The organism is Chitinophaga sp. (assembly GCF_036569125.1).
GTDB lineage: Bacteria > Bacteroidota > Bacteroidia > Chitinophagales > Chitinophagaceae > Chitinophaga.
This window is the reverse complement of record NZ_DATCRF010000258.1, coordinates 1-8,141: the sequence shown is the minus strand read 5'-3', so window position 1 is coordinate 8,141 and position 8,141 is coordinate 1. Positions and strand designations below refer to the sequence as shown.

Genomic DNA, 8,141 nt, shown 5'->3' with positions numbered 1-8,141 from the left:
ACAAAAAAAGCAGCGATCATCACAATGCCAATTACAATGGGTATAATTTCATGTAAAACCTCTATTACGGACATTGTTAAAATAATTTAGTTAACATACAAGATCAGGTTTCAGCCCTGCTTCTTTCTCTACATTGCAAGCCCTGTAATACAACCGGTTGAATCTAAGGCGTTCATCCTGAAAATAAAACATCCTTGATTTCTTAGCTAAAAAAACTCTATTGCAGGAAGTCACAGGAATAACATACAGCAATAATATTATTATCAATTTCTTTTTCATGTAATGTTACAACCGGGTTAAATCTCAAATCAGCAAAATACACCGTTTTTAACCCAAAATTCCACCCCCTCATTACCACATAATAATTAATTGTTAATTCACAATCATTCGTTATTTTTAGTAAAAATAAATATAACCTACATCCCCCAGCTCAACCAAAACATAAATTCTACCTGGTATGAAGAACACTTTCCTTAAAACCTGTTTGTGTGCCGTATTCTTATTTATTTCCCTATGGTCTGTAACACAAGCACAACAAATTTCCATCAGTGGCGCGGTCACCGACAAAACTACCGGACAAAAAATGGCCGGTGTAACCGTTAGCGTGAAAGGCTCCCTGAGCGGCACTATTTCAGATGCCAGCGGTAACTTTAAGCTTAACACCTCCCGCAGCTTGCCATTAACGCTGGTATTTTCCTATGTAGGATTTAAAAGTGAAGAAGTGCTGGTAAGCAATGCCGGCGAATCGCTGAGCGTACAGCTGTCATCCACTGAAGTGCTGGGACAGGAAGTAGTAGTAGCGGCCAGCCGCGTAGCGCAAAGCATCCTGCAATCACCGGTATCTATTGAAAAGCTGGATTCTCGTGCTATTAAAGCTACCCCTGCACCAACATTCTACGATGCCCTGGCTAATATGAAAGGTGTAGAGATGAGTACGCAGAGCCTCACCTTTAAATCAGTGAACACCCGCGGTTTTAACAGCAATGGTAATACCCGCGTGCTGCAGCTGATCGATGGTATGGATAACCAGGCGCCCGGTCTGAACTTTTCTGTAGGTAATATAGTAGGCATTACTGAGCTTGATATGGATAACGTGGAGCTGCTGCCCGGCGCGGCATCTGCCCTGTACGGGCCAAATGCGCTGAATGGCATTGTGCTGATGAACAGTAAAAATCCTTTTGAACACCAGGGATTGAGCGCTAATGTTAAATCCGGTATATTATCAGATGACGGCCGCAGCAAAGCCACCACCGGCTACTACGATATAACGGTGCGTTACGCGCATGCCTTCAATAACAAATGGGCCTTTAAAGTGAACTTTGGCTACATCAAAGCTGATGACTGGCAGGCTTATGATAACCGCGACCAGAGCATCCTGAATGGCCATAACCTGCAGGATGGCACACGCGCCAATAACCCGGCCTATAACGGGGTGAATACCTATGGCGATGAGACCAATGTAAACATGTACGCTAACCTGCGGCCCGCAGCGCTTACGCCCAACAATCCGCTGGGTATGGGTATTGCGCAGCTTTCTGCCGCTACCGGTGGTTTGATCACCCCGGGCCAGATCTTTAATGCTTTTATGCCGGACAGCGCCAACACCTTTGTATCCCGCACCGGTTACGATGAACGTTCCCTGGCAGATTATAATACCAAGAACATGAAGATCAACGGCGCCATCCACTACCGTATCAGGGATAACCTGGAAGCATTTATACAGGGCAGCTATGGTACCGGTACTACAGTATATACCGGTGCAGACCGCTACTCTATTAAAAACTTCCGCATGGGTCAATATAAGGCAGAGCTGAAAGGCAGCAACTTCTACGTACGCCTGTACACCACCCAGGAAAGGGCGGGCGACAGCTACGCCATCGGCACCCTGGCCCAGGGTATTAATGAAGCCTGGAAACCCAGCGCCGGCGCTAATGGCTGGTTTGCCCAGTATTTTGGCGCTTATGCGGGGGCCGCATTAGGTACCTTCAGTCAGGCTTTTCAAGCCGCGCTCCAGCAAGGCCAGAACCCGGCGCAGGCATTTGCTGCCGCCACCGCTGCTGCAAAAGGAGGATCAACCAATTTCCATAATAGTGCAAGAGCCGCTGCTGATCAGGGCAGATTGATGCCCGGCACGGCCGCCTTTGACAATGCGGCTGATACCGTTAAGAGCAAAGCCATTCCCGGCGATGCCAGGGGTGTAGGCGCCAAGTTCAATGATAAAACAAACCTGTACCAGGCAGAGTTCATGTATAACTTCAGCGACCTGATACCTTTTGCTGAAGTGCTGGTGGGCGGCAACTACCGCATATATGCCCTCAATTCCGGCGGCTCTCTTTTTGCCCTGGATGATAACGGCAAAGAATTCCGCATTAATGAATACGGCGGTTATGTGCAGGTGGCAAAAAGCCTGGTAGAAGATCACATACACCTCACAGGCTCCATCCGTTACGATAAGAACGAGAACTTTAAAGGACAGTTCAGCCCCCGCCTTTCCGCGGTATACACCTTCCTGAAAACGCATAACATCCGCGCTTCCTATCAAACCGGTTTCCGCATCCCCACCTGCCAGGATCAGTATATTGACCTGCAGACGCCGCAGTACCGCCTGATTGGCGGCATTCCCTTAATGATAGACCGCTTCGGCCTGAAGAACGGACCAATATATACCCTGGAATCCGTACAGGCAGGCAACCCGCAGCAATACCAGTTCCGCGATTTTGAACCGGAGCGCATTGTAGCATTTGAAGTAGGTTATAAGGGCCTGTTTGCTAATAAGGTGCTGGTGGACGCTTATGTATACAGCAATAACTTTAAGAATTATAACGGCGTGCAGGCACTGGTAAAACCGGACGGCGCCGGCGGCAGCCAGATCTACTCCATCCCGGTAAACCTTGAAAGGGATATTAAATCCTGGGGATGGGCATTGGGCATAGACTATTCCCTGCCGCTGAACTTTGTAACAGGTGGTAATATTTCCTATAACGACCTGCGGGATGATGAAGGGCTGACCAGCGCAGGCGTAATGTGGAACACGCCTAAAGTGCGCTACAACCTGTACGTAGGCAACCGTAACATTGCCAGCTCTAATTTCGGCTTTAATGTTACCTGGCGCTGGCAGGATAAGTTCATCTGGAACTCCACCTTCGTATCTCCTGCAGTGAATACACGCGCCCTCAGCGAGATCCCTGCCTACGGCACACTGGATGCACAGATCAGCAAATTCTTCCCGAAAGCGAAAACCACCGTGAAGATCGGCGGCGCTAATATCCTGAAGAAAACATATATACAATCATGGGGTAATCCTACCGTGGGAGCGCAATACTATGCTTCCCTGGGGTATAACTTATAGCTTACTCACTCCTTAAATTGGCGAAGGTCCTGGCTTATGCCAGGACCTTCTATTTTGTTGTAACCCCCAACCGAGTTGGGATATCTTTAAACTATACGTTAAATCTGAAGTGCATCACATCGCCATCCTTCACCAGGTATTCCTTACCCTCAATACGCAGGCGGCCGTTATCGCGGGCAGCAGTTTCTGAGCCATACTTCACATAATCGTCGTAGGCGATCACCTCTGCTTTAATAAAGCCTTTTTCAAAATCGGTGTGGATCACGCTGGCGGCCTGCGGCGCTTTCCAGCCTTCGTGGATGGTCCAGGCGCGTACTTCCTGTACCCCAGCCGTAAAATACGTGATCAGGTTCAGGAGTTTGTAGGCGGAGCGGATCAGGCGGTTCAGGCCGGGCTCTGTGAGGTTGTATTCTGACAGGAACAGCTCTTTATCGGCCGGATCTTCCATTTCGGAGATCTGGGCTTCAATGGAGTTGTTCATAACAATTACCTGTGCGTTTTCGCCCTTTACGGATTCTTCCAGGGCTTTGGAGAATTTGTTGCCGGTATGCAGGGAGGCTTCATCTACGTTAGCTACGTATAATACCGGCTTTTCCGTTAACAGGAACAGGTCGGCAATAGCGCTGCGGTCTTCCTTGCTTAATCCCAGGGAGCGGATGTTCTTACCCTGCTCCAGGCATTCCTGGCACTGTTTCAGGGTTTCGTATTCCTTTTTGGCTTTAGGATCGCCGCCGGTTTTGGCCATCTTTTCCGTACGGGCAATCTTCTTTTCCACGGTTTCCAGGTCCTTCAGCTGCAGTTCGGTGTCAATGATCTCTTTATCGCTTACCGGGTTGATAGGACCTTCTTCCCTTAATATATTATCGTCTTCAAAGCAACGGATCACGTGTACAATGGCGTCTACCTCGCGGATATTGGCCAGGAACTTGTTCCCAAGGCCCTCTCCCTTGCTGGCGCCTTTTACCAGGCCGGCAATGTCCACAAATTCGATGGTAGTGGGTACTACGCGGTTAGGTTTTACCAGCTCTTCCAGCTTGAACAGGCGGGCATCCGGCACATCCACCAGGCCTACGTTCGGCTCAATGGTGCAGAACCGGTAGTTGCTGGCCTGTGCTTTGGCGCTGTTACTAACTGCGTTAAATAAAGTTGATTTTCCTACGTTCGGCAATCCTACTATTCCTGCTTGCAACGCCATTTTTTAAAAATTTGCCCGCAAAGATAGGGGAAATAGTTGAATAGTCGATGGTCCATAGTCCATGGTCCATAGAACGGTGCGGGTGGCGGGTTTGCGGGGAAAGGAGAAATCCATGGTCCATGGTTGATGGTCCATTGCCTGCTGCGGGGAGGAAGATTTGCGGGGAATTCTGGTGCAAAATGCACTATAAGCCGTGATCCATGGACTGCCGGCCAGCCGAAGTACGCTATGGACCATGGACCATCGACTATGGACTATTTCCACATATCATTTTTAATTTACAATTTTAGCGTTTAGATTTGGCAGATGGTGTATGGACAACAGAGGGTTGTCTATAACATTTAAGCGCAATATAAATCATACGCGGAACGGCCATGGACTATGGACCATCGACCGTGGACTAAATAACAACTATGGCATTAAACTACATCTGGATCGCTTTTTTTGTGATCGCGTTCATTGTGGCGCTGATCCGCCTGATCTTCCTGCATGATACCACCGTATTCTCTACCCTGATGACCGGTATGTTCGACAGCGCCAAAACCGGCGCGGAAATATCCCTGGGCCTGGCCGGTATCATGACCTTCTGGATGGGCATTATGCGCATAGGCGAAAAAGCCGGTATGATCGGCATTTTTGCGCGGGCGGTGGATCCGCTGTTCTCCCGCCTGTTTCCGCAGGTGCCCCGCCAGCACCCGGCTATGGGCTCTATTGTGATGAATTTTTCCGCCAACATGCTGGGCCTGGATAATGCCGCTACCCCCGTAGGCCTGAAGGCCATGAAAGAGCTGCAGGAGGTGAACCCTACCCCGGATACTGCTACCAATGCCCAGATCATGTTCCTGGTGCTGAATACGGCCGGCATGACCATTATCCCTACTTCTGTAATGGCTATGCGCTTAGCCAATGGAGCGTCCAACCCGGCAGATATTTTTATTCCTACGGTGATCGGCACCTTTATTTCCTTCATCAGCGGTATTATAGCCGTGGCGCTGTACCAGCGCATTAACCTGTTTAACCTGCCCATGCTGGTGTTCTTAGGTGGTTTTGGACTGCTGATGTGGGGCTTGTACGCCTGGATGCACAATATGCCACCTGCCGAAGTAGCTACCTATACGGGTATGCTGGGCGGGCTGGTGATCTTTTCTATCCTGGTTTCTTTTTTGGTGCTGGGGTTCGTAAAAAAGATCAATGTGTACGAAGTGTTTATTGATGGGGCCAAGGACGGATTTTCGACCGTAGTATCCATTATCCCTTACCTGGTGGCCATTTTGGTTGCTATCAGCGCATTCCGCAGCACCGGCTGTATGGATTATATCGTGAATGGCATCGGCAGCCTGTTTGCCTGGATGGGCTTTAATACAGACTTCGTACCGGCGTTACCGGTAGGCCTCATGAAAACCCTGAGCGGCGGCGCTGCCCGCGGGTTAATGGTAGATACCATGCAGCATTACGGCGCTGATTCCTTTGCGGGCCGCCTGGCTTGTATCATGCAGGGCTCTACCGAAACTACCTTTTATATACTGGCCGTGTACTTTGGCTCTGTAAATATCAAGAACACCCGTTATGCCCTTACCTGCGGTTTGATTGCAGATGTTGTTGGGGTAATAGCGGCGGTGGTGCTGGGATATCTATTTTTTCATTAGCACTGCTACCACCGCTACCTAATTAATAATTAAGAATGAATAATTAATAATCGCAGGGATTGTTGTGCGATGGTTGCTTTTACTTCGTTGTGCAATAACTGGGTACTCCATTAGGTGGATTATTTCTTCCATGATTATTAATTCTTAATTATTCATTATTAATTATTGATTTGTATCTTGCAAATTCGCACCCACCATGCGCTATCTCATATCAAAACCTTTTCATGACTATGAAGAAGTCTCTCCACGAAGACTGGATAGCCGTTATTATTGCTTTTCTGACAATTGCACTGGTATGTAGCGGCCTTAAACCGGCGTTACCAAAATTTGGAGCCTGGAATACCGGCGGCGGCTTATGGGCGCAGCTTACAAGCCCTGACCTGTTACGCCAAACCGGCATCCTTTTCCTGTGGGCTTTAGGCAGCCTGCTGCTGGCGCGCCTGCTGGCCAAAGACATGCAACCCCTAAAGCTGGCAGTAAGCCTGCTGGGTATTGTGCTTATTACCTTAGTAGCACAGCTGATCACCAGCAACAAAGTTGTTAAGGACTTTGGTATTGAAGTGGTGTTATTCAGCCTGTTGCTGGGCCTTTTCATTAACAATGTGCTGGGCGTGCCTGCCTGGCTGAAACCAGCAATACAAACGGAGCTGTTCATCAAGATCGGTTTGATATTGCTGGGCGCCAATGTGCTGTTCCAGGATATTATCAATGCCGGCGGGCTGGGGATCCTGCAATCTGTGGTGGTAGTATTTACGGTATGGTATTTCTCTTTCTGGATCTGTAAAAAGCTGGGGCTGGATGATGAGTTCAGGATGATGATCTCCAGCGCGGTATCCATTTGCGGGGTATCGGCTGCTATTGCTACTTCCGGCGCTATCGAGGGCGATAACCGTAAATTATCGCATGTAATATCGCTGGTGCTGATCGTAGCCATTCCCATGATGCTGATCATGCCCTATATTGCTATTTGGGCGGGTATGTCGCCCGCAGTGGCCGGGGCCTGGCTGGGCGGCACCATTGATACTTCCGGCGCCGTGGTAGCAGCAGGTACGCTGCTGGGCGAAGAAGCGCTGAAATACGCTACCCTGGTGAAATTTTCGCAGAACGTACTGTTAGGTCTTGCCGCATTCTTTATTTCCGTATACTGGACGGTTACTAAAAAAGAGGTGAGCGCTGATAAAAAACCGGGGCTGAAAACCATCTGGGAACGTTTTCCCAAATTTGTGCTGGGCTTCGTACTGGCATCCCTGTTATTTTCCTTTGTGTTGCCGCGGGATGTGGTAGCTGCTGCCAAAGGATCGCTGAAAGAGCTGCAAACGTACTGGTTTGCGCTGGCCTTTACCTGTATAGGGCTGGAAACCAAGTTCACCGATATTTTTAAGATGGAGAACGGCCGCCCTGCCATGGCGTTTATTATTGCGCAGCTGTTTAATATTTTCTTTACGCTGGTGGTGGCGTATCTCGTTTTTGGAAGATTAGCGGGGTAGATAATTAATAATTAAGAATTAATAATAAATAATAAAGGAGGCAAGTATTACACGAATACTTGCCTCCTTTATTTTGAAATTAAAATGCAGGTTAACAGTCGCTGCATTTAATTATTAATTCTCAATTATTCATTATTAATTTATTGATCCCACCACAACTTATCCGACAACGCCCCTACTGGCGGTACATTCGCGGCATTACGGCTGGTTTCAATAGTTGGGTAAGCTACCCGGCGGATGAAGGTGCTTAACACGGCATTCTCCGGCAGGTGAAAATCCTTGTACTTATAATCAAACCTTCTTGCATCTACCCATGCTTCCGGGTTCAGGAACATGGCTACGTATTTTTCTTTCATGATCAGGTCAAGGGTAATGTTGGCGGCGCCTACACTTACAGCGGCATTATTTACATAACTATCGCGGTTGGCGGCGCTAACGCCTACTTTATCCATATTGGCCCTGAT

The 8,141-nt window shown here is 48.6% G+C and carries 4 protein-coding genes and 1 pseudogene; 3 read left to right on the top strand and 2 right to left on the bottom strand.

Translation table 11 applies throughout. The features are described 5' to 3' along the window. The first annotated feature begins 457 nt into the window (after positions 1 to 457). The gene (locus VIM87_RS09545; RefSeq protein ID WP_331996767.1) at positions 458 to 3,349 is read left to right on the top strand and encodes a TonB-dependent receptor; all 2,892 of its coding nucleotides are present in this window, start codon (positions 458 to 460) and stop codon (positions 3,347 to 3,349) included. 91 nt (positions 3,350 to 3,440) lie between these two features. On the opposite strand, the gene ychF is transcribed toward VIM87_RS09545, so the two are convergent. Further along, positions 3,441 to 4,544, bottom strand: a complete 1,104-nt coding sequence (ychF, locus tag VIM87_RS09540; protein ID WP_331996766.1) for a redox-regulated ATPase YchF — start codon at positions 4,542 to 4,544, stop codon at positions 3,441 to 3,443. A 413-nt stretch (positions 4,545 to 4,957) separates the two neighbouring features. Here ychF and VIM87_RS09535 point away from each other — a divergent pair, with 413 nt between their 5' ends. Beyond that, positions 4,958 to 6,190 (top strand): nucleoside recognition domain-containing protein, encoded by a 1,233-nt coding sequence (locus VIM87_RS09535; RefSeq protein ID WP_331996765.1) that lies wholly within the window; start codon positions 4,958 to 4,960, stop codon positions 6,188 to 6,190. Between the two features lie 230 nt (positions 6,191 to 6,420). After that, positions 6,421 to 7,677 (top strand): YeiH family protein, encoded by a 1,257-nt coding sequence (locus VIM87_RS09530; protein ID WP_331996764.1) that lies wholly within the window; start codon positions 6,421 to 6,423, stop codon positions 7,675 to 7,677. A 140-nt stretch (positions 7,678 to 7,817) separates the two neighbouring features. On the opposite strand, the pseudogene VIM87_RS09525 reads toward VIM87_RS09530, so the two are convergent. After that, positions 7,818 to 8,141 (bottom strand): annotated as a pseudogene (locus VIM87_RS09525) (SusD/RagB family nutrient-binding outer membrane lipoprotein); the annotation flags it as partial.

Excerpts from the sequence above, each read along its gene's own strand:
- ychF (WP_331996766.1), bottom strand. The coding sequence starts at position 4,544 with ATGGCGTTGCAAGCAGGAATAGTAGGATTGCCGAACGTAGGAAAATCA.
- VIM87_RS09530 (WP_331996764.1), top strand. The coding sequence starts at position 6,421 with ATGAAGAAGTCTCTCCACGAAGACTGGATAGCCGTTATTATTGCTTTT.
- VIM87_RS09545 (WP_331996767.1), top strand. The coding sequence starts at position 458 with ATGAAGAACACTTTCCTTAAAACCTGTTTGTGTGCCGTATTCTTATTT.
- VIM87_RS09535 (WP_331996765.1), top strand. The coding sequence starts at position 4,958 with ATGGCATTAAACTACATCTGGATCGCTTTTTTTGTGATCGCGTTCATT.